General features: G+C 68.5%; 18 protein-coding genes. 15 read left to right on the forward strand and 3 right to left on the reverse strand.

Annotated elements, in window-relative coordinates; translation table 11 throughout:
• From NS220_RS09385 to NS220_RS09400, 4 genes are all read left to right on the forward strand, one after another.
• Positions 1–1033 (forward strand): carbohydrate ABC transporter permease (locus tag NS220_RS09385; protein ID WP_058623814.1); only part of this gene is annotated, 1033 nt, incomplete at its 5' end.
• Positions 1030–1944 (forward strand): carbohydrate ABC transporter permease, encoded by a 915-nt coding sequence (locus tag NS220_RS09390; RefSeq protein WP_058623815.1) that lies wholly within the window; start codon positions 1030–1032, stop codon positions 1942–1944. The genes NS220_RS09385 and NS220_RS09390, both read left to right, overlap by 4 nt.
• 29 nt (positions 1945–1973) lie before the next feature.
• The gene (locus tag NS220_RS09395; protein WP_058623835.1) at positions 1974–3428 is read left to right on the forward strand and encodes a GH1 family beta-glucosidase; all 1455 of its coding nucleotides are present in this window, start codon (positions 1974–1976) and stop codon (positions 3426–3428) included.
• A gap of 30 nt (positions 3429–3458) precedes the next feature.
• Positions 3459–4472 carry a LacI family DNA-binding transcriptional regulator gene (locus NS220_RS09400; protein ID WP_058623816.1) on the forward strand — a complete coding sequence of 338 codons (1014 nt, stop codon included), beginning with the start codon at positions 3459–3461 and terminating at the stop codon, positions 4470–4472.
• On the opposite strand, the gene NS220_RS09405 is transcribed toward NS220_RS09400, so the two are convergent.
• Together NS220_RS09405 and NS220_RS09410 are read right to left on the reverse strand one after the other, a co-directional pair.
• Positions 4473–5264: a MerR family transcriptional regulator gene (locus tag NS220_RS09405; protein WP_081323086.1), complete on the reverse strand. Its 792-nt coding sequence runs from the start codon at positions 5262–5264 to the stop codon at positions 4473–4475.
• On the reverse strand, positions 5257–5769 hold the full coding sequence (locus NS220_RS09410) for a hypothetical protein (protein ID WP_058623818.1): 513 nt from the start codon (positions 5767–5769) through the stop codon (positions 5257–5259). The genes NS220_RS09405 and NS220_RS09410 overlap by 8 nt, the downstream gene beginning before the upstream one ends.
• A 129-nt stretch (positions 5770–5898) precedes the next feature.
• Between NS220_RS09410 and NS220_RS09415 the strand changes: the two genes are divergently transcribed.
• The 10 genes from NS220_RS09415 (at position 5899) to NS220_RS09460 (ending at position 16559) form a co-directional block, all read left to right on the forward strand.
• Positions 5899–6489: a hypothetical protein gene (locus NS220_RS09415; protein ID WP_058623819.1), complete on the forward strand. Its 591-nt coding sequence runs from the start codon at positions 5899–5901 to the stop codon at positions 6487–6489.
• Between the two features lie 13 nt (positions 6490–6502).
• Positions 6503–7132 carry a hypothetical protein gene (locus NS220_RS09420; RefSeq protein ID WP_058623820.1) on the forward strand — a complete coding sequence of 210 codons (630 nt, stop codon included), beginning with the start codon at positions 6503–6505 and terminating at the stop codon, positions 7130–7132.
• Positions 7133–7295: 163 nt separating this feature from the next.
• Complete coding sequence (locus tag NS220_RS09425; RefSeq protein WP_058623821.1) at positions 7296–7976, forward strand: hypothetical protein; 681 nt, start codon at positions 7296–7298, stop codon at positions 7974–7976.
• Positions 7973–8488, forward strand: a complete 516-nt coding sequence (locus tag NS220_RS09430) for an RNA polymerase sigma factor (protein ID WP_058623822.1) — start codon at positions 7973–7975, stop codon at positions 8486–8488. The genes NS220_RS09425 and NS220_RS09430 overlap by 4 nt, the downstream gene beginning before the upstream one ends.
• Before the next feature lie 171 nt (positions 8489–8659).
• Positions 8660–9709, forward strand: coding sequence for a LacI family DNA-binding transcriptional regulator (locus NS220_RS09435; protein WP_206543009.1), 1050 nt, complete (start codon positions 8660–8662; stop codon positions 9707–9709).
• Positions 9710–9802: 93 nt separating this feature from the next.
• Complete coding sequence (locus NS220_RS09440) at positions 9803–11095, forward strand: ABC transporter substrate-binding protein (RefSeq protein ID WP_242864580.1); 1293 nt, start codon at positions 9803–9805, stop codon at positions 11093–11095.
• 66 nt (positions 11096–11161) lie between these two features.
• A complete protein-coding gene (locus NS220_RS09445) occupies positions 11162–12046 on the forward strand; it encodes a carbohydrate ABC transporter permease (protein ID WP_058623824.1) in 885 nt (294 codons plus the stop codon).
• A 3-nt stretch (positions 12047–12049) separates the two neighbouring features.
• Positions 12050–12943 (forward strand): carbohydrate ABC transporter permease, encoded by an 894-nt coding sequence (locus tag NS220_RS09450; protein ID WP_058623825.1) that lies wholly within the window; start codon positions 12050–12052, stop codon positions 12941–12943.
• A complete protein-coding gene (locus tag NS220_RS09455) occupies positions 12940–13980 on the forward strand; it encodes an NAD(P)-dependent alcohol dehydrogenase (protein WP_193755328.1) in 1041 nt (346 codons plus the stop codon). Before NS220_RS09450 ends, NS220_RS09455 begins: the two co-directional genes overlap by 4 nt.
• Positions 13977–16559 (forward strand): alpha-L-rhamnosidase, encoded by a 2583-nt coding sequence (locus tag NS220_RS09460; RefSeq protein ID WP_058623826.1) that lies wholly within the window; start codon positions 13977–13979, stop codon positions 16557–16559. Before NS220_RS09455 ends, NS220_RS09460 begins: the two co-directional genes overlap by 4 nt.
• Before the next feature lie 33 nt (positions 16560–16592).
• Here NS220_RS09460 and nhaA read toward each other — a convergent pair whose 3' ends face one another.
• Positions 16593–17924, reverse strand: a complete 1332-nt coding sequence (gene nhaA / locus NS220_RS09465) for a Na+/H+ antiporter NhaA (RefSeq protein WP_058623827.1) — start codon at positions 17922–17924, stop codon at positions 16593–16595.
• Positions 17925–18573: 649 nt separating this feature from the next.
• On the opposite strand from nhaA, the gene NS220_RS19315 reads away from it, so the two are divergent.
• Positions 18574–20085, forward strand: a complete 1512-nt coding sequence (locus NS220_RS19315; protein ID WP_206543010.1) for a helix-turn-helix transcriptional regulator — start codon at positions 18574–18576, stop codon at positions 20083–20085.
• Positions 20086–20448: the final 363 nt, after the last annotated feature.

Raw genomic sequence — 20448 nt, forward strand, 5'->3', positions numbered from 1 at the left:
CGACGGTCCGCCCGCCCGTACCCCCCGACGCGTCGGGTTCGGCTCGAAGCTCAGCGCCTGGGATCTGAAGCTCTCCCCGTACCTCTACATCTCCCCGTTCTTCGTCCTCTTCCTCGTCACGGGCCTCTTCCCGATCCTCTACACGGGTGTCATCTCGTTCATGGACTGGGACCAGATCCGTGGCTCGGGCACCTTCGTCGGATTCGACCAGTACGCCTACGTGCTCTCGCAGCCCGCGTTCTGGGACGCCCTGCGCAACACCTTCAGCATCTTCGTGCTGTCGACCGTGCCGCAGCTGCTCCTCGCGGTCTTCATCGCGGCGATGCTCGACCAGAACATCCGGGCGAAGACGCTCTGGCGCATGGGCGTCCTCGTGCCCTACGTCATGGCTCCCGTCGCCGTCGCGCTGATCTTCAGCAACATGTTCGGCGACCAGTACGGCATCGTGAACACGCTTCTCGGGCGCATCGGCCTGCCCGCGGTGGGGTGGCACTCCGATACCTTCGCCAGCCACATCGCCATCGCGACGATGGTCAACTTCCGCTGGACCGGCTACAACACCCTCATCCTTCTCGCGGCCATGCAGGCCGTTCCGCGCGAGTACTACGAGGCGGCCACGGTCGACGGCGCGGGCAAGGTCCGTCAGTTCTTCTCGATCACTCTGCCGAGCCTCAAGCCGACCCTCATCTTCGTCGTCATCACGTCGACCATCGGCGGCCTGCAGATCTTCGACGAGCCGCGCATGTTCGACCAGGGCGGCACGGGCGGTTCCAACAACCAGTGGCTGACCATCTCGCTCTACCTCTACAAGCTCGGCTGGGGCGAATGGAACTTCGGTCGAGCGGCCGCGCTCGCGTGGATCCTCTTCCTCATCATCCTCGTCATCGGGGCGGTCAACCTGTTCATCAGCCGCTCGCTCGTCCGTGACGAGGGCGCCCGCGACGGTCTCAGTCGCGCCCAGCGCCGCGCCGCCTCGCGCGCCGCGAAACAGCGCCTCGCCGCCGAATCCACCGGAAAGGGCGCACGGTCATGAGCGTCATCGACACTTCTCCCGTCACCGCGGCGGCCGATCCGACGCCGCCCCGCCGGCAGCCCCGAAACCGCCGGCCCCGCGCCGTGCGGGGCTCGCGTCCCGGCTGGTTCGTCTACGGCAGCCTCGGCGTCGTGCTGCTCGCGGCGATCGTGCCCTACTACTGGGCGCTGCTGATCGGTTCGGGGGACTCCTCCACCATCCGCAACCCCGAGCTGTCGTGGATTCCCGGCGGCAACTTCTTCACCAACGCCGCCGCCGTCCTGAACAACCCCGCCGTCAACTTCTGGGCGGGGCTGTGGAACTCCATCTTCAGCTCGACGCTCATCGCGGCATCCGTCGTCTTCTTCTCGACCCTCGCGGGCTGGGCGTTCGCGAAGCTCCGCTTCCGCGGCGGCCCGTGGCTGCTCGTGTTCGTCGTCGCGACGATGGCCGTGCCCACGCAGCTGGGCGTCGTGCCGCTGTACATCCTCTTCAGCGAGATCGGGTGGACGGGGCAGATCGGCGCGATCATCGTGCCGGCGCTCACCAGCGCGTTCGGTGTCTTCTGGATGACGCAGTACTTGCGCCAGGCCGTGCCCGACGAGCTGATCGAGGCCGCACGCGTGGACGGGGCGAGCTCGTTCCGCACGTTCCTCACGGTGGGGGTCCCCGCCGCCCGGCCCGCCGCGGCGATGCTCGGACTGTTCACCTTCGTCACCGCGTGGAACAACTTCTTCTGGCCGTTCATCGTGCTCGACCGCCAGAACCCCACGCTGCCGGTGGCCCTGTCGCTGCTGCAGTCGAACTACTTCGTCGACTACTCGGTCGTGCTCGCGGGTGTGCTCCTGTCGACGGTCCCGCTGCTCCTGCTCTTCGTCTTCGCGGGCAAGCAGCTGGTCAGTGGCATCATGCAAGGGGCGGTGAAGGGATGACCCTCGCCCCCACGGAAGGAACCCGAATCATGTCCGACACCCGAGCCTTTCCCGAGGGCTTCCTCTTCGGGGCCGCGACCGCGGCCTACCAGATCGAAGGTGCCGCGTTCGAAGACGGCCGCACCGCCTCGATCTGGGATGCGTTCAGCCGCGTCCCGAACGCCGTGATCAACGCCGACAACGGCGACGTCGCGTGCGATCACTACCATCGCTACGCCGGCGACGTGCAGCTCATGAAGAGCCTCGGTCTGCAGACCTACCGGTTCTCGACGTCGTGGTCGCGTGTGCGTCCCGACGGCGGTGCCCTCAACCCCGCGGGCGTCGACTTCTACAAGCGTCTCGTGGACGAGCTCCTGGATGCCGGCATCCTCCCGTGGCTGACCCTGTACCACTGGGACCTCCCGCAGGCGCTGCAGGACCGCGGCGGCTGGACCGTGCGCGAGACGAGCGAGAGGTTCACGGAGTACGCCCTCGACATGCACGACGCCCTTGGTGATCGCGTGAACGTGTGGACCACGCTCAACGAGCCCTGGTGCTCGTCGTTCCTCAGCTACACCGCCGGAGCCCACGCCCCGGGGCACTACTCGCAGGCCGAGGGCATGCTCGCCGCCCACCACCTGCTCCTGGGCCACGGGCAGACCGTGCGCGAGCTCCGCGCCCGCGACTCCTCGCTGAACCTCGGGCTCACGTTGAACCTGACGGTGGCGGATGCCGTCGACCCGACCAACCCGGCCGACATCGACGCCGCGCGCCGCGTGGACGGACAGTTCAACCGCTGGTTCCTCGAGCCGGTGTTTCGCGCCGAGTATCCCGCGGACATCATCAAGGACTTCCGCAAGACCGACGCCGCCGCGGTGGCCCAGTGGCAGGCGGCCGTGCAGCCCGGCGACCTCGACGTCATCTCGACACCGATCGACACGCTGGGTGTCAACTACTACCACGGGGAGTTCGTGGGGGGAACGCCCCCGCTCGTCGACCCGCCCGCGGGCGACGCCCCGACCGAGCGGCAGATCGCGTCGCCGTTCCCCGCGCACCAGAACCTGTACTGGCACGACCGGGGCCTGGACCGCACGAGCATGCACTGGGAGGTGCAGCCCGAGGGGCTCACGCGTCTGCTGGTCCACGTCAGCGAGGAGTACGCGGCCCAGGCCGGCGTGGCCCTCTGCGTCACCGAGAACGGCGCGGCGTACGACGACGAGCTCGTCGTGGAGGAGGGGGAGGCGCGCGTGCACGACACCGAGCGCGTCGCGTTCGTCGAGTCGCATCTCGGAGCGGTTCTGGATGCCGTGGAGCAGGGCGTCGATGTCCGCGGGTACTTCTACTGGTCGCTCATGGACAACTACGAGTGGGCCTGGGGGTACGAGAAGCGCTTCGGCATCGTCTACGTCGACTACCAGACGCAGACACGCACGGTGAAGGAGTCCGGGCGGCAGTACGCTCGCATCATCGCCGAGCGCGCTTTGGTCACCGCAGCCGCGGTGTAGGCCGCGCGAGGGCCCGAAGGAGGGAACGCGATGGAACTCGCACCCGTGCGGGGCGCCGCCACGATCGAAGAAGTCGCCGCCCGAGCCGGAGTCTCCCGCTCGACCGTGTCACGCGTGGTCAACGGCTCCACCGCGGTCTCTCCTGCCGCCCTCGAAGCGGTGCGCCGCGCGATCGACGAGCTCCAGTACGTCCCCAATCGCGCGGCGCGCTCGCTGGCCAGCCGGCAGACCCGCGCCGTCGCGCTGATCATCCCCGAGCAGACCGACCGTTTCTTCGGCGACCCGTTCTTCGCCTCGATCGTCGCGGGGATCAGCGAGGTCATCGGCGAGACGGACTTCGTCATGAACATGCTCATCGCGAGCGACGACGCCAGTGCGAAGGCCGTGGGCTACCTCCGCGGGGGGAGCGTCGACGGCGCGATCGTCGCCTCGCACCATACGAGCGACACGTTCCTGGAGCGCGTCGCCGATGTCGTGCCGGTCGTCTACGGCGGTCGACCCCCCAAGGTGCGCGCCGACGACTACTACGTCGACGTCGACAACGTCGAAAGTGCCCGCGAGGCCACGCGGTATCTGCTGGATCGGGGACACCGCCGCATCGGCACCATCTCGGGTCCCCTCGACATGCCCGCCTCGCTCGACCGCATCGAGGGTTTCCGCACCGCGATGGAGCAGGCCGGACTCGAGCCCGTCGCGATCGAGGACGGCGACTTCACCGAGATGGGCGGCGCCCTCGCGATGAATCGCATCCTGTCGTCGGGCGAGCTGCCCGACGCCCTGTTCGTCGCGAGCGATCTGATGGCCCGCGGCGCCTACACGGCGCTGCGCGACCGCGGCCTCGAGGTCGGCCGGGACATCGCTGTGATCGGCTTCGACGACTCCGCTGTCGCGACGACGCTGACCCCCGGACTCACCACCGTGCGTCAGCCCTCGCTCATGCAGGGGCGGCAGATGGCATCCGTCCTCCTCGACATCCTCGCCGGGCGCCCGGCCGTTCACGCGACGATCCTGCCGACCGAGATCGTGGAGCGCGGCTCCGCCTGATCACTCCCACCGAGCGGTGTCGGGGTCGATGCCGTGCGCACGGGCGCTCGCCTCGATCGCGTCGCGCAGCCATGCCGCGAGTCCGGGGCGGATCGTGTCGTAGTGCGCGGCGAACCGCGGATCGGCGGCGTACATCCGGCCGAGATGCACCTGCATCTGGCGGGTGACGGGGAAGTACGGCGAGAACACCTCGCGATGCCGCTCGACGAGCGCCTCGGCCACCGCGTCACCGGGCTCGACGCCGGCGTCCATGGCGGCGCCGAGCTCGTCGTCGAAGGCGGACACCGACCGGGTCACCGCCGCCCAGTCGTCGACGGACCGGGATGCCGAGCGCTCGGCGTACTGCTGCCACTGCGGCGATCCGCCGTAGGCGTCCCGCGCCTGGGCGGGCCAGCTCGTGTCCCACACGGGGCCGAACGTCTCGCGCTGCTCGTCGTCGGAGAGCAGGATGCCGCGCTCCTGCGCCGCGATCATGCGCGCGAGATCCTCATCGAGCTCTCGCAGCTGCGTGATGCGCTGAGCGAGCTGTACCCGCTGGATGCGGAGCTGCGCGGCGACGTCTCCGCCCCGCTCGTCGAGGACGGCGCGGATGGCGTCGAGATCGAGACCGAGCTCGCGGTAGACCACGATGCGGCGGAGGCGCTCGAGGTCGTCATCGGTGTAGAGGCGATAGCCGGCCGCGGAGCGCGCGGCCGGGCGCGCGAGACCGATCTCGTCCCAGTGATGGAGGGTGCGCACGGTCAGACCGAGCCGTGCGGCCGTTTCGCCCACCGGCATCCCGTGCTCACCCATGCGACCCATTGTCGTCGCGCCCGATCCCCACCGACGGGAGGTTCTGTCCCTCGAGCGTGGTCGGGTCGAACACCTTGGCCGCTGTGAACAGGACGCGGGCGTTCTCGGGCGTGACGACCTCGACGTCCCGGGTGTTCCAGGAAGTGTCGCGGACCTCGGGGGCGGCGTCGAGGGCGCGCAAAGACGAGAGCAGCGGAGCGATCTGATCGAGCAGGCACGCGAAGCTCACGCTCGCGCGCGGCGTCGTGGCGGTGGTCTCGCCGACCACGAGCAGCACGTCCTGGAATGCCCACCGCCGGAGGTGCACCATCTGCCCGGGGATGCCGAACAGCTCGAAGAACCCGAGACCCCGGGTCCAGAAATCGACAGAGGCCGTCAGATCGGTGGTCGGCAGGGTGACGAACATGGGCATGCCGTAGATGCCTCGGTACAGCGGCGGAGCGACGGCGTCCGGGCCCGGACGAGGCACGGGGCTGATGTCGAAGGCATCGAAATTCTCGTTCATGGTCCCAGCGTGTTCCCTCACGCCACGTGAGGGTCAAGCGCGGAGTGAGGCGGCGGGCGAACCCCGCTATGGTGAGCGCAGGAAGAGCGGACGGCGCGGGAGAGCGTCACTTCGCGGAGGGGCTTCACCATGCGTCGTGCATCCACCGCCGTCACGGGAGCGCTGCTGATCGGAGCGATCGCCGGGCTGACCGGGTGCGTCCCGGACGACCCCGCGCCCGCACCGTCGACGACCGTCGTCTCCCCGTCCGCCACCGCTCCGAGCGCCGCGGCGACTCCGTCTGAGTCCGCGGCCCCGACGCCCGCGGCACCCGCATCCCTCCCGGCATCCTGCGACGACCTCGGCACGGCGGCGACCCGCGAGCAGACGGTGGGCGGACTCACGGCTCAGCACGCCGACGGCTTCGTGCGACCGGCGCCCGCGAACGCGACGACGGCGCTGTCGTGCAACTGGATCCAGGAGGAGGCGGCCGCGGTCCTGCTCATCGTCAGCACCGCGTCGGACGCCGATGTCACCGCCGGCGTCGCGGGACTCGCCGCGCAGGGGTACGCGTGCCAGGCGGCGGAGGACTTCGGCGCCCAGTACTGCGTGAAGGCCGGTGGGACCGCCGAGACCGAGGACGTCGTGGTCGCGCGGGACGGGGTGTGGATCTACCTCGAGACGGTCAACGTCAACGCCCGCGCCTGGCTGTCGGAGATCTCGTCACAGATCTTCGGCTGAGGAGGAGACGGTGATGAGTCGATCACGCTCGGCGATCAGAGGGGCGCTCACCGCGGCGCTCGCCGGCCTCGTGGCCGTGACCCTGTCGGGCTGCTTCGTGATCCCGCTCGTCGACGGACGATCGCCGTTCGACGACCCGTTCGGCTCGAGCAAGAGCGACATCGAGAGCGCGATACCGCCGATCCAGGCCGCGATCGACGCCAGCGGAGCGGCCGACGGCGGAATGTGGCGCATCGTCGCGGAAAGAGGCAGTGACAACTGCGAAGGGCCTTGCAAGCTTCGGGTCGACGTGACGATCGGGCCCGCCGACATGACGGGTCAGGACGCGGTCGACCGGCCCGATCTGTACAACCGCTACCCGACGTACGCCGTGCCCGAGGACATCCTCCGACAGGTCTTGGTCGCCGCGGTCCCGGTGGCGGAGCAGAACCGCGTGGACGTGTCCGTCGTCCCCGGGTACGGCGAGCTGTCGCCGGGCGGCTCCACGGTCTCGGCTGATCTCTCCGGCGCCGTGGAGGCGCTGTTCGCGTCGCGCTCGCGCGGCGAGGGGTATACGACCCGATTCGGCGAGGGTGAGGACGGCGAGGTCGAGGCCTTCACCCGCACGAAGACGGGTGTGCTGGAGGAGATGGGCCTGGGCTGACGCGCGCGGTGCGGCGCGGGGGCGGCGCGGTGGCGCGGTGCGGTGGCGCGGCGCGGCGCGGTGACACGTGCGGCGGAATCCGCACGGGGGAGAACGTTTCGGACCCTCTCGGACATGTCTGTTCCAGAGAGGTGATTCCACCCCGTGAGGGAAGGTGCTCGGAATGGAAGACGACCTGGACGGCGCTCTTCACGCGCTGATGTCCCGCGCGGATCGCGCCCGCGACATGAGCGAGGACGGTGTGCGTGCGCGTGCTGCGGTGATGGCGCGCACGGTCATCGCGGACGATCGAACGCGCGGCAGGCGGAGGCGCGCGCTCGCCGCCGCTCTCGTTCCGGTCTTCGTCCTCGGGACAGCGGGCGCGGCGTACGCGGCGGTGACCGTCGACTGGGGGCGATTCTGGGCGCAGCCCGCGCCGTGGGAGGCCTGGGCCCTCACCCCGGACGCATCGTTCACGTACACGCTCCCGGGCGGCGGAACCTGCGAGGTCCGGGTCGGGGACGTCACGTTCTCGCCCGCCGCGGAGCGCCCCGCGGAGGTCCGCGCGGACCCCGCCGCAGCCGACGCCGCCCTCGACTACCTTCGGACGGCCGATCTCGCCCACGCGATCGACGTGGACGCGGCGATCGGGAGACTCCGGCAGCAGCCGATGACGTATGAAAGCGAGGAAGGCTCCGTTGCCTTCGGCTACGGGACGGATCAGTACAACGCCGACGTCGAGTACAACATCGCCGTGAAGGACGCCGTCTTCACCGCGGTCATGTCGCATGTGGAAGCCGCGGGCTACCCGACGACCGGCCTGGGGTTCTCCTCGCAAGAACGGTGCGAAGGCGAGCAGCGGTGAAGCGTGCGCGGCGTGGCGCGCGCGACGAAGCGTCCTTCGTCGCCCTCGTCGAGGACGTGAGCCCCGATCTCCTGCGGTACTTCGCGCGCCGCGTGGATCAGGATGCCGCTGACCTGCTGGCGGAGACGCTCATGGCAGCGTGGCGGCGACGCGGCGACCTGCCGGGCCCGCCCGCGGAGGCGCGCATGTGGCTGTTCGGTGTCGCTCGGAACGTTCTCGCCAACGCTCAGCGCGGCACGCGGCGGCGACACGCTCTCGCCGACGTCCTGCGTCGCGAGATGTCATCCTCCGTGGTGGAGGATTCGACCGAGGTCGTCGCACTCCGCGCGCTGGTGGCCGAGCTGGACCCGGAGCTGGCGGAGGTCGTCACCCTCGCGCACTGGGAGGGGCTGTCGTTCGTCGAGATCGCCGAGGTGCAGAAGGTCGCCCCGGCGACGGTGCGCGGTCGGTATCGTCGCGCGAAGCTCGCGCTCGCGGCATCCCTGTCCGATCTTGCCGTCCCGCGGGAGTGAGCATGCTCCCGTGTCGGGCCGTCACCGGGGGCACACCCGCTCCGCCGGTGGCCGATGCGCCGGGGAGAGGCCGCCGGCGCTCGGGCCGCCGCCGCTATTGAAGCGCATCAAGCGTCGGCCTCATCGGTTAGCATCCAACTGGATCGACACTGTTGGCGAAGGGGACCTCGAGTGGAGCAGGGCAACCGGATGCCGAGTATGTCGGACGTCGCGCGCCACGCGGGGGTGGCGATCGGAACGGTGTCGAACGTGCTGAATCATCCGGCCAAGGTCGCCCCCGCGACCCTCGAGAAGGTGCAGAGGGCGATCGCGGATCTCGGATTCGTGCGGAATTCGAATGCCCAGCAACTCGCGGCGGGCCGCTCGCGGAGCGTCGGACTCGTCGTCATCGACATCAGCAACTCGCTCTTCGTGGACATCGCCCGGGGAGCGCAGCGGCACGCCGCCGAGTTGGGGATGAACGTCCTGGTCGCGAACAGCGACAACAGAATCGACCAGCAGCGGGCCGACCTCGACTTCTTCGATGAGGCCCGGGTCAGTGGCATCCTCCTCGCCCCGATGCAGGATGCCAGCGAAGACGTCGCGCGGATACGTCGACACGGCCGACCGACGGTGATGCTGAACTACGACACGGGCCGGGGGGACTGCTGCCAAGTGCTCGTCGACAACGAGGAGGTCGGCTACCTCGCGGCGCGCCACCTGATCGACCTCGGCCGGACCAGCCTCGCTTTCGTCGGAGGGCGGGACTACCTGCAGCCCGTGGCGCTGCGGCGTCGAGGAGTGCGACGAGCCGTTGCGGAGGAGGAGGGCCGGGTCACGCTCGAAGAGGTCCCGACCGAGAATCTCGATCCCCCGGGTGGTCTCCGTGCGGCCGAGGGGCTCGTGCCGCGCGTGCGCGAAGGTCGACTCGACGGGGTGATCGCGGTGACCGACCTCCTCGCGATGGCGATCATCCAGGTGTTCAACGCGCGGGGGGTCGATGTGCCGCGCGACGTGGCGGTGATGGGCTGCGACCACAACTCCGCGGCATGGGGCGGGATGATCCCCCTGACCTCGGTGCAGATGCGGGGGCTGGACATGGGGCGGGAAGGTCTGCGCCTGCTCCTGGCGGAGATCGCGGCAGGCGCGGCGGGGCATGAGCACGTGACGACGGTGCTGCGCCCCGAGCTCGTCGTTCGAGAGAGCACGGTCGGCCGCGACGCGGTGTCCGCATCACGCTGAAGCGCTTCAAAAATTCCTTGACGCGCTCCATGGCACCCTGCATAATCCTCTTGAAGCGCTTCAATGAGCGAGGCGCGTTTTCGAGGAGGAAAAGTGTCCACAGCATTCACGCGCTCGCGCCGCACGGCCGCGATCATCGCAACCGGGGCCGCAGGCCTGCTTGCGCTGACGGCATGCGCCGGCGGGGGAGGGGCGGCGTCCGGCTCGTCGTTCTCATTCCTGGTCAACCAGGAGAACACCACGATCCCCGAGGTCCTGAAGAGTCTCAGCACGGATCAGTGCCAGGCGGAGAACGAGACCCAAGCGCTGCAGGTGGAGACCGTCCCGCAGACGCAGCTCGATCAGAAGCTCCAGCTTCTCGCGGGGCAGAACGCTCTGCCGACCCAGTACGCCGCGGGCAACGCCCCCGCGCTGACCAAGGAACTGGCCAAGGGCGGCCAGGTGCTCGACCTGCAGAAGACGCTGACCGACCTCGGCGTGATCGACCAGATCGAGCCGGCGGCCATCTCGACCATCGAGCAGCTGTACGGCGGATTCAACGTGTTGCCGTACCAGTACAACATCGAGGGCATCTGGTACAACAAGAAGCTTCTCGCCGACAACGGCATCGATGTCCCCTCGACCTGGAGCGAACTCACCGCGGACGCCGCGAAGCTTCAGGGCGCGGGGGTCCAGCCCTTCTCCGCTTCCGGTGAGCAGGGGTGGCCCATCACCCGCCTGATCAGCGGCTACATCTTCCGTGACCTCGGTCCCGACGCGCTCCAGAAGGTCGCGGACGGGCAGGCGAAGCTGACGGATCCCGAATACGTCGCGGCCGCTCAAGCGGTGGCCGATCTCGGCACCGCCGGGTACTTCGGGCAGGACGTGGGATCGATCGACTACGACACGGCCTTCAACACCTTCCTCACCGGCAAGTCCGCCTTCTTCTACATGGGCAGCTGGGCGCTGGCGAACTTCGCCGACGACGCGGCGAACCAGATCGGCTCGGAGAACATCGGCTTCCTGCCCTTCCCGGACGTGCAGGGTGGCGCCGGTGACTCCAGCCAGACTCCGGCGAACGTCGGTCTGCCCATGGCTCTGTCGGCCAAGGCCTACAACGACAACACCGGCGCCTGGCTCACCTGCATCTCGAAGAACTACGGCGCTCAGTCGCTGTCGGAGGCGAACACGATCTCGGGATTCAAGGTCAACGGCGATGTCAAGGTCGACGACCTGACCGCTCTCGTCCAGGAGCGCATCGCCTCGACGAAGGAATCGGTGCTGTGGTTCGAGGCGCTCTTCAACGCGAAGGCGACCGAAACCAGCCAGAAGAACGCCGCGCAGCTGGTCACCGGTGCCATCTCGCCGCAGGACTTCATGGGCCTCGTCCAGGCCGACTTGGGCTGACGCCGGCCCAGGGCGGGGCGTCGCGGATCGCGGCCCCCGCCCTCCTCCCCACCTCGAAGGAACCCCATGCACAAAGTCCTCGGCGACAAGCGGGCGATCGCCCTCCTGCTCGGCCCCGCCCTCCTCGTCTACACCCTCGTGATGCTGATCCCCGTGGTGTGGTCGCTCGGGTACACCCTCTTCGAAGGCAATGCGATCTCGGGGTTCGAGTTCGTCGGGATCGAGAACCTCGCGCGCCTGTTCAGCGACCCACGCGTCGGTGAAGCGCTGCGCTTCACGCTGCTGTATGCGGTCATCATCACCGCCGGGCAGGTGCTGCTGGGCTATCTCCTCGCGCTGTTCTACGTGTTCGTCCTGCGCAACCGGGGGAGCGTGGTGCGGACGCTCGTCTTCTTCCCCGTCATCATCCCGACGGTGGCCGTGGCCCTCATGTTCCAGAAGCTCTTCGAGGTGGCTCCGCAGACGGGGCCCGTCAACGCTCTCCTCAACGTCTTCGGAATCAGCTCGATCGACTGGTTCGGAAGCCCGGTGAGCGCGATCGTGGTCCTCGTCATCATGGATCTGTGGAGGTCCATGGGCTTCTACGCGGTGCTGCTCTACACCGGTCTGCTGGACATCCCGGACGACATCATGGAGTCGGCACGCCTCGACGGCGCAAACGGATGGCGGATGGTGCGCAGCATCGTGCTGCCGCTGTCGCTGCCCGTGCTGCTGTCGTCGATCATCTTCTCGATCAACGGAACCCTGAAGGTCTTCGACTCCATCGTCGCGCTCACCAACGGCGGGCCGGGAACCGCCACCACTCCGCTGACGCTTTACATGTTCCAGACGTCGTTCAGTTACGGCGAGTACGGCTACGGCGCCTCCATCGCGCTGCTGCTGACCGTTCTGTGTCTGATCGTGACCGTGTTCATCTTCCGGTCGTCCCGCCGCGACGTCACGAAGGGCTGATCCATGTCCACCGCCACTCTGCGCCGCAATCCCGAAGTCGGCCCCGGTCGACGCCGCCGGCCCGTGCGAGGAACGACGATGCGTCGTCTTCCCGGCTCGGTCCTCATCGCGCTGCTCGTCGCCATCGAGGTGCTGCCTCTGCTCTGGCTGCTCATGAACTCGTTCAAGAGTCAGGACGAGTTCCTCAACGCGCCGACGTGGGCGCTGCCGCGTTCCCTCAACGTCCAGAACTACGTGGACGCGTGGATCACGGGCAACATCGGTCAGTACCTCGGGAACAGCATCCTGGCGGTGTTCCCCGCCCTGTTCCTGATGCTGTTGCTCGGCGTCGCCGCCGGATTCGTGCTCGAGGTGATGGTGTTCCGCGGGAGGGCCGGCATCCTGCTCCTGTTCCTCGCGGGCATCATGGTGCCGGGACAGATGATCCTTCTCCCGCTGTTCTCGGTGTACTTCCAAGCCGGCATCACCGGATCTCTGTGGCCGCTCATCATCACCTACACCGCCACGGGGCTGCCCCTGACCGTCTTCATGATGGCCACCTACTTCCGTGCCATCCCTCGTGAGGTGTTCGAAGCGTCCACGCTCGACGGGGCATCGATCTTCCGGTCGTTCTTCTCCGTCGCGCTCCCCATGGCCCGGAACTCCATCGTGACCGTCGGTCTCGTGCAGTTCTTCTTCTTCTGGAACGACCTGCTCATCGCCCTCACGTTCACCAACTCGTCGCAGTTGCGCACCGTCCAGGTCGGGCTGTTGAACTTCACCGGTCAGTTCGGCGCGACCCAGTACGGCCCCCTGTTCGCCGCCATCTGCATCAACGTCTTCGGCATCCTGGCGATCTATCTGGTCCTGAACCAGCGGATCATGGCCGGGCTCGCCAGCGGAGCGGTGAAGGGATGACCGTGCCGCGACACGTTCGTGCCGCCGTCATGACGGGCGTGGATGCCACGGTCGTCGAGGAACGAGCGATGCCGACGCTGGGCGTGTTCGAGGTGCTCGTCGAGATCCGCGCCGTCGGTGTGTGCGGGTCCGACGTGCACTGGTACCGCGACGGGCACATCGGTTCGACATGGGTGACCGAACCGTTGGTCCTCGGGCACGAGGCATCCGGGGTCATCCTCGCTGTCGGAGGCGGGGTGTCTCCCGATCGGGTCGGTGCGCGGGTCGCCATCGAGCCCGGGGTCCCGTGCGGTCGCTGCGCGGCGTGCCGCGAGGGCCGGTACAACCTGTGCCCGGACGTCCGCTTCTTCGCCACCCCGCCGATCGACGGGGCGTTCGCCAGCCACGTCGTGATCGCCTCGGACTTCGCGCACGACGTGCCGGATGCCCTCGACGACGACGAGGCCGCCCTCATCGAGCCTCTCGCCGTCGCCCTCTGGGCCGTCCGCAAGATCGCTGTGGGTATCGGCGACCGGGTCCTGATCAGCGGAGCGGGCCCGGTCGGACTGTTGGCGCTCCAAGTGGCGACGGTGGCAGGGGCCGAGGTGACGGTCAGCGATGTCTCCGCTCACCGTCTCTCCGTCGCGCGCGAACTGGGGGCGCACGAGACGATCGACGTGACGGCGGAGGTGCTGCCCGACGGATTCACCGCGCTCGTCGAATGCTCGGGTGCCGCCACCGCGATCGCGTCCGGCATCACCGCCTTGAGACGTGCTGGTCGCGCCGTCCTCGTCGGCATGGCGGCGGATGGGCAGGCGACAGTGCCGCTCGACGTCATCCAGTCACGCGAGATCACGCTGACGGGAACCTTCCGGTACGCCAACCAATACCCGGACGCCATCGCCCTGGCCGGCAGCGGACGCATCGACCTCCGCCGCCTCGTCACGAGTACCCACCCGTTGAGCGGGGTCCACGAGGCTCTCCTTCGTCCGGGACGCGATGACTCCGCCCTCAAACCGATGATCCACCCGCAGCAGGATGAGAACACCCCCGCATGACGATCGACGTATCCCCCCTCACCTTCGAGCATCTGCCGGGCGCGCTCGGAATCGGCGTGGCCGAGCCGCGGCTGTCGTGGAAGACGGCGGCACCTCCGCAGTGGCGTCAGACCGGTTACGAACTGGAGGCCGTTCGCGACGGACGGCCCGCGCAGACGGTGCGGGTCGCCGGCGACGAGTCCGTCCTGGTGGGGTGGCCCTTCGCGCCCCTTCGGTCGCGAGAGCGCGTCACCGTGCGCGTGCGCGTCTCGGGCGACGACGGGACGGTCTCCGTGTGGTCGCCGTGGTCCGCTGTGGAGGCCGGACTCCTCCGTCCCGACGATTGGGTGGCCTCGGCCGTGGGTCCCGCCTGGGCGGAAGAGGAGGAGGCACTGCGCCGCCCGCCGCGGGTCCGCAGGTCGTTCGACATCGCGTCACCGGTCGCGCGCGCCCGTCTCTACGTCACCGCGCACGGTCTGTACGAGGTCGAGATCAACGGGCGACGCGTCGGCGACGACGCTCTCTCGCCCGGATGGACGGTCTATGGGGAGCGTCTGCGGTACTACACCTACGACGTGACGGAGCATCTCGGTGTCGGGTCGAACGCGATCGGCTCGTGGCTCTCCGACGGTTGGTATCGCGGGCGACTGGGCTTTCACGGCGGGTATCCGAACCTCTACGGCAGCGACATCGGCCTCATCGCACAACTCGAGATCGAACACGTCGACGGCACGCGAACGCTTCTCGCCACCGACGCCTCCTGGGAGGTGGCGCCGAGCCCCGTCCTCACGACGGGGCTGTACGAAGGAGAGCGGTACGACGCCCGTCTGCAGCGCGCAGACTGGGCGACGGCCGATGGCTCCGAGTGGTCTCCCGTGCGGGCACTTCCCGTCGACCACAGGACGCTCATCGCGCCCGAGGGGCCACCGGTGCGCTGTACCGAGGAACTCGCGCCCGTGGCGGTGACGGCGTCGGCGTCGGGCGGATGGATCCTCGACTTCGGCCAGAACATCTCCGGTCGGCTCCGCATCGACGTGCTCGCGGACGAGGGCCGCGTCATCACACTGCGCCACGCCGAGGTTCTCCAGGGGGGTGAGCTGTACACGCGGCCGCTCCGGGGAGCGGAGGCGACCGATGTCCTCATCGCCGACGGCTCCCCTCTCGTCTGGGAACCTCGCTTCACGATCCATGGATTCCGCTACGCCGAGATCACCGGCTGGCCCGGGGAGATCTCGCCGGGATCGGTCGTCGCTCGGGTGTACCACACCGACATGGAGCGGACGGGGTGGTTCGAGTCCTCCGATCCTCTGCTCAATCGTCTGCACGAGAACATCCGCTGGTCGATGCGCGACAACTTCGTGGACATCCCGACCGATTGCCCGCAACGAGACGAGCGACTCGGGTGGACGGGAGACTTGCAGGTCTTCGCCCCCGCCGCGTCGTTCCTCTACGACTGCTCGGGCATGTTGCGGTCGTGGCTGCGCGACGTCGCCGTCGAGCAGCTGCCCGACGGGACGGTGCCGTGGTACGTCCCGGTCATCCCCGGGGGTGACGAGTGGACACCGATCAGACCGGGGGCCGCGTGGGGCGATGTCGCCGCGCTCACCCCGTGGACGCTCTACCGCCAGTTCGGCGATGCCCAGATCCTGCGGGATCAGTACGACTCGGCGCGCCGATGGGTCGATCTCGTCGCCCGCCTCGCCGGCCCGTCCCGCCTGTGGAACACCGGATTCCAGCTCGGAGACTGGCTCGACCCGGCCGCACCGCCGAACGATCCCGCGGACGCGACGACGGATCGGTATCTGGTGGCGACCGCCTACTTCGCGTGGTCCAGCCTGCACCTGTCGAAAGCCGCTGCGGTGCTCGGCAGGACCGAGGAAGCAGCGGCCTACGCGCGACTCTCCGCCGAGGTCACGGAGGCGTTCCGTGCGGAGTACATCGCCGACTCCGGCCTCCTCACCAGTGACGCTCAGACCGCGTACGCGCTGGCGATCGAGTTCGAGCTGGCCGCCGACCGCGATGAGCGCGAGCGCTGGGGGAGCCGGCTGGCCGAGCTCGTCCGCGCGGGCGGCAACCGTATCGCCACCGGATTCGCGGGTACGCCGTTGATCACGGATGCCCTGACGCGCTCCGGCCACGTCGACGTCGCCTACGACCTGCTCCTGGAGCGCGAGTGCCCCTCGTGGATGTACACGGTGCTGTCCGGAGGAACGACGACGTGGGAGCGGTGGGACAGCCTGCTCCCCGACGGCACGGTGAATCCCGGCGGGATGACCTCGTTCAACCACTTCGCGCTCGGGGCTGTCGCGGACTGGATCCACCGCACCGTCGGCGGCCTCGCCCCGGCCGAGCCGGGGTACCGGACGATCGCTTTCGCTCCGCGCCCCGGCGGCGGGTTGAGCTTCGCCCGGACCGCCCACGAGACGCCCTACGGTCGAGCGGCCATCGAGTGGAGCCTCGACGACGCGATGCTGCGCGTGGAGGTGACGGTGCCGACCGGAACGACGGGGGTGGTGAGTCTTCCCGCCGGCGAGGTCGTCGAGGTCGGTCCCGGAACGCACGAGCTGACGTGTCGCATACCGGACGGCGCGCTCGTGTGACCGTCCCGGGGTCCAGAGACCCCGGACGGGCGGTCAGCGCTCCGGAGACAGTGTCTGCTGGTACACGTCCGGGACGTCGTCGCCGTCGGCATCCACCTCTTCGTCGCGCGCCAGTTGCTTGTAGCGCCGGTTGCGCACGAGCAGCACAGCGGAGGCGAGGACGGATGCCAGGAGCGAGGCGACCATGATCGCGATCTTCGCGTCGTCGGTGTGCGGTGAGCCGTCGGGGAAGCTGAGTTCTGCGATGAGGAGCGACACCGTGAAGCCGATGCCGGCCAGAAGGCCCACACCCGCGAGGTCGATCCACTTCAGCGCGGGATCCAGTCGCACGCGGGTCACGAGGGTGAGCAGGCGGACGCCCAGCAGGATGCCGAGCGGCTTGCCGAGCACAAGACCCACGACGACGCCGACGGTGACGGGATCCATGACGGCGCGCAGCAGACCCTCACCGCCGCCGACCGAGACGCCGGCGGCGAAGAACGCGAACAGGGGGACCGCGATGCCCGCCGACAGGGGGCGGAAGCGGTGCTCGAACTGCTCGGCGAGATCCATGCCGCGGATCTCGGGCTGCCGCCGCGACGGCGCGACGGGGATCGTGAAGGCCAGGGCCACCCCGGCGATCGTGGCGTGCACGCCCGAGGCGTGCAGGAAGGCCCACGCCGCGAAGCCGATCGGCAGCAGGACCACCCACGCGGCCCACCCGTGGCGCGCGAACCACGCCCGTCCCCGGTGCGCGATGACGCCGTAGACCACGACGAGCACCGCGAAGATCCCCAGCGGCAGCAGGGAGATGTCGCTGGTGTAGAACAGCGCGATGATCGCGATCGCGATGAGGTCGTCGACGACCGCGAGGGTCAGCAGGAAAATGCGCAGGGGCCCGGGCAGGTGCGACCCGACCAGGGCGAGGACGGCGACCGCGAACGCGATGTCGGTCGCGGTCGGGATCGCCCAGCCGGCGAGCAGGCTCGGTTGCGTGTGCACGATGGCGACGTAGATGAGGGCGGGCGCGGCGACGCCGGCGAAGGCCGCCGTGACGGGGACGATCGCGGTGTTCAGGCGGCGGAGGCTCCCGACCACGATCTCGCGCTTCAGCTCGAGACCGACCAGGAAGAAGAAGACGGCGAGCAGCCCGTCGGCCGCCCAGGCGCCCACGCTGAGCTCGAGGTGCCACGGCTCGTAGCCGAAGCGGAAGTCGCGCAGCGCGAAGTACGCGTCGGACGCGGGGGAGTTCGCCCAGATGATCGCGGCGATCGCCGCGACGACGAGCAGCATCCCGCCGACGGACTCGCGGCGCAGGAGCGTGGTGACGCGGCGGACTTCGGCGTATCCGGGCCAGTTGGGCGCGCGGACGGTGTCGTGGCTCATGAAGCCTCCAGAGGGGTCGATCGACGAAATGTCGACCAGACTTCCCGACGCACCGTCGGCAAGTTTACCCGCGTGCCGGCTGTGCCCGCGCCGACCCCTGCACGTGGCTTCGGGCGGTGGGCTTCCGAGGAGATTTCGCGGCGATCCTGGATCGTTTTATTGCGTAATTCGGATATTCCGTCGACGAGCGCGCTGTGGTCGCGCGGCAGGTAATTCGTTCGCGCCGACAATGTGATGGTGTCGCCGTGCGCGCGCCGCAGCGAGGCGTGACGCGCATCGCGGACGCCGTCCGCGATGCCCCGGCGAGGCCGAGGGACGGGAGCGCGACACGCCGTGCAGGGCGGTTCGCCGGAGATTCTCCCGGAGGCGCTGGGAGCGCTCCCAGGTCGGTTCGAGGATGCGTGTGCGCGACCGCGCCGGCCTCCGTGCGCGCGTCGGTGCGAATGCCCGGATTCGCTCGTCGCGCGGCGGATCCTCGTCCTGGGATCGCTCTCAGATGGCGAGTTCGACGCCTCGACGGGCCTCGTTCTGTGGCGTCCATTTGCTGCGGATAAGAGGCGGAGGGCGCTCGTTGCGTCCCTGTACAGTGGCACGCCGTATTGAGTGGCGCCTGTTGCATATAGGCATTACCTGCAATTTCGGATTTCCGATGAGCGGGGCTTCGAGTGATGACGGTGGAAGCAAAGTGAGTCTTTTCGGCCCATACGATCTGGTGAGCGAGTCGGCGCGCCAGGTAAATGCAAGCACGCTGCCGAACGCGGCACCCGCCCAGATCTACGACCTGAATTATATAAGATCATCGCCCTTTCATTCGGACCTTCCGATCGCGTCTGAAGATCAACTGACAATTCTTAGTGCGGCGCTCGTCGCGCATGCGCGATTGGATGACATAGAGAGCTGCGCTTATCTTCTCAAGCGCTATTGGCGGGATTTCCACCTTCGTTCTTCTGTCCCGATGGACCGCCAGTCCAGTTTCTTCCTCGAGGCGAACGCGGCGGAAGCGTATTGCGCTCTCGGGGATGTTGTCGGCGGTGCTCTACACGCTCGCAGGGCATTGAGTATGAGCGCGAATCCCGCCGAGTCCTTCCGAGCGAAGAGTCTGCTGGCTCTCTGCCAAGCGCTTCGTGGCGATATGGCCCTGGCATCCGTTCAGATGGAGAAATGCGACGGCCTCGCGGAGCGAAACGATTCTTCGTGGTCCAACGATTCCTACATTCTGAGCATGGCGCGGATTCTCGTCCTGGCGAACAGCGGAGACGCCGATGCTCTGCTGCACACGGCGGCGACCCTGCGGCAGATCGACGGCGGAGGAGACCATCTCCAGTACGCAGCCGACGTGGCCACGGTGCAGGCGCACGTGCTCTGCGGCGATATCGACGAGGCCGTCTGCCTCGCCGGTGATCTGCTGGCGTGCGGGTCGTCGCGCGGCCACTCGATGGTGCGCGCTCTGCTGGCGAGCCTGTACTTCGACACGTTGCTGCTGCGCGGAGAGCCGCGGCGCGCGCTGGCCGTGCTGAGCGCGTGTGCGCCGTCGGCTTCACGCCTGGTCTGCCTCGAAGCGAAACGGGCGATGGCCCTCGAGATGATGGGTGACCACCGTTCCGTCCTGCGCGTGACGCAACCCTGCGTGGGTCGCCTCGCCGAGCACGGTCTGCGCGCGGCGGCCTCGATCATGCTCGTGCGGGGGGTGGCTCAGCACCGCCTGGGCGAGGCCGGCCGCGCGCGCCGGTCGTTGGCGGACGGCTTCCGGATCGCGGCTCGCGCGCACTTGTCGTTGAACGCGTTCATCGGCCTGGCCCGCACCGACCTGGACGAGGTCGCGCCGCTCATCAGCGACGTGGTGCCCGGGGTCCGCACCGTTCTCGCGCGGCTCGAAGAGTATCGCGGAATCCTGCCCGACCCGCCTTCGCCGTCGTTCGTTCCGAACCTGACTTCTCGCGAGGAGTCTCTCGCGTGGAGCATCTATTACGGCGCGTCGAACAAAGACATCTCTGAAAAGGATGGTGTCAGTGTCAACACGGTGAAGACGCAGTTGAGCACGCTCTACCGCAAACTCGGAGTCTCGAGCAGGGAGCAGGCGCTGACCTTCCTGGAGGAGCGGGACTTCTTCATGACGGAGATCAACGAGAACTTCATTCCTTCGGACACAGAAAAAAGCTGAGGGTGTCGCGCGGTATTCCGCGCGCATCGTGAAGTGAGGTCGGCTCACAGGCCGGGCATCGTCGGCAGCCGCCGCACCGTCGGCCCTGGTCCTGCCGCGTGGTCGCCCTCCCGCTTTCCGCTGAGGGCTCGGTCCCCCTCCTGCCTTCCGTCGCGGTCGGCGCTCCGGCGCGCACTCCGTTCGACCGACCGCGTGCCCGAGGTATTAGTGCAGGTATGAAAAGGCCGCATGAGAGCCAGGGATGAGGGCGGGGGTGAGGAGTTTCGCTCTCTCCGGAGAGGTGAATAGCTTCAGACCCGGCATCCGTCCCGCATCGTTCGATATGGGGGTGGGCGTCGTCGCGCGCACGGTTTCCACCCGAAC

The sequence above is a fragment of the Microbacterium testaceum genome, assembly GCF_001476655.1.
Classification (GTDB): domain Bacteria; phylum Actinomycetota; class Actinomycetes; order Actinomycetales; family Microbacteriaceae; genus Microbacterium; species Microbacterium testaceum_C.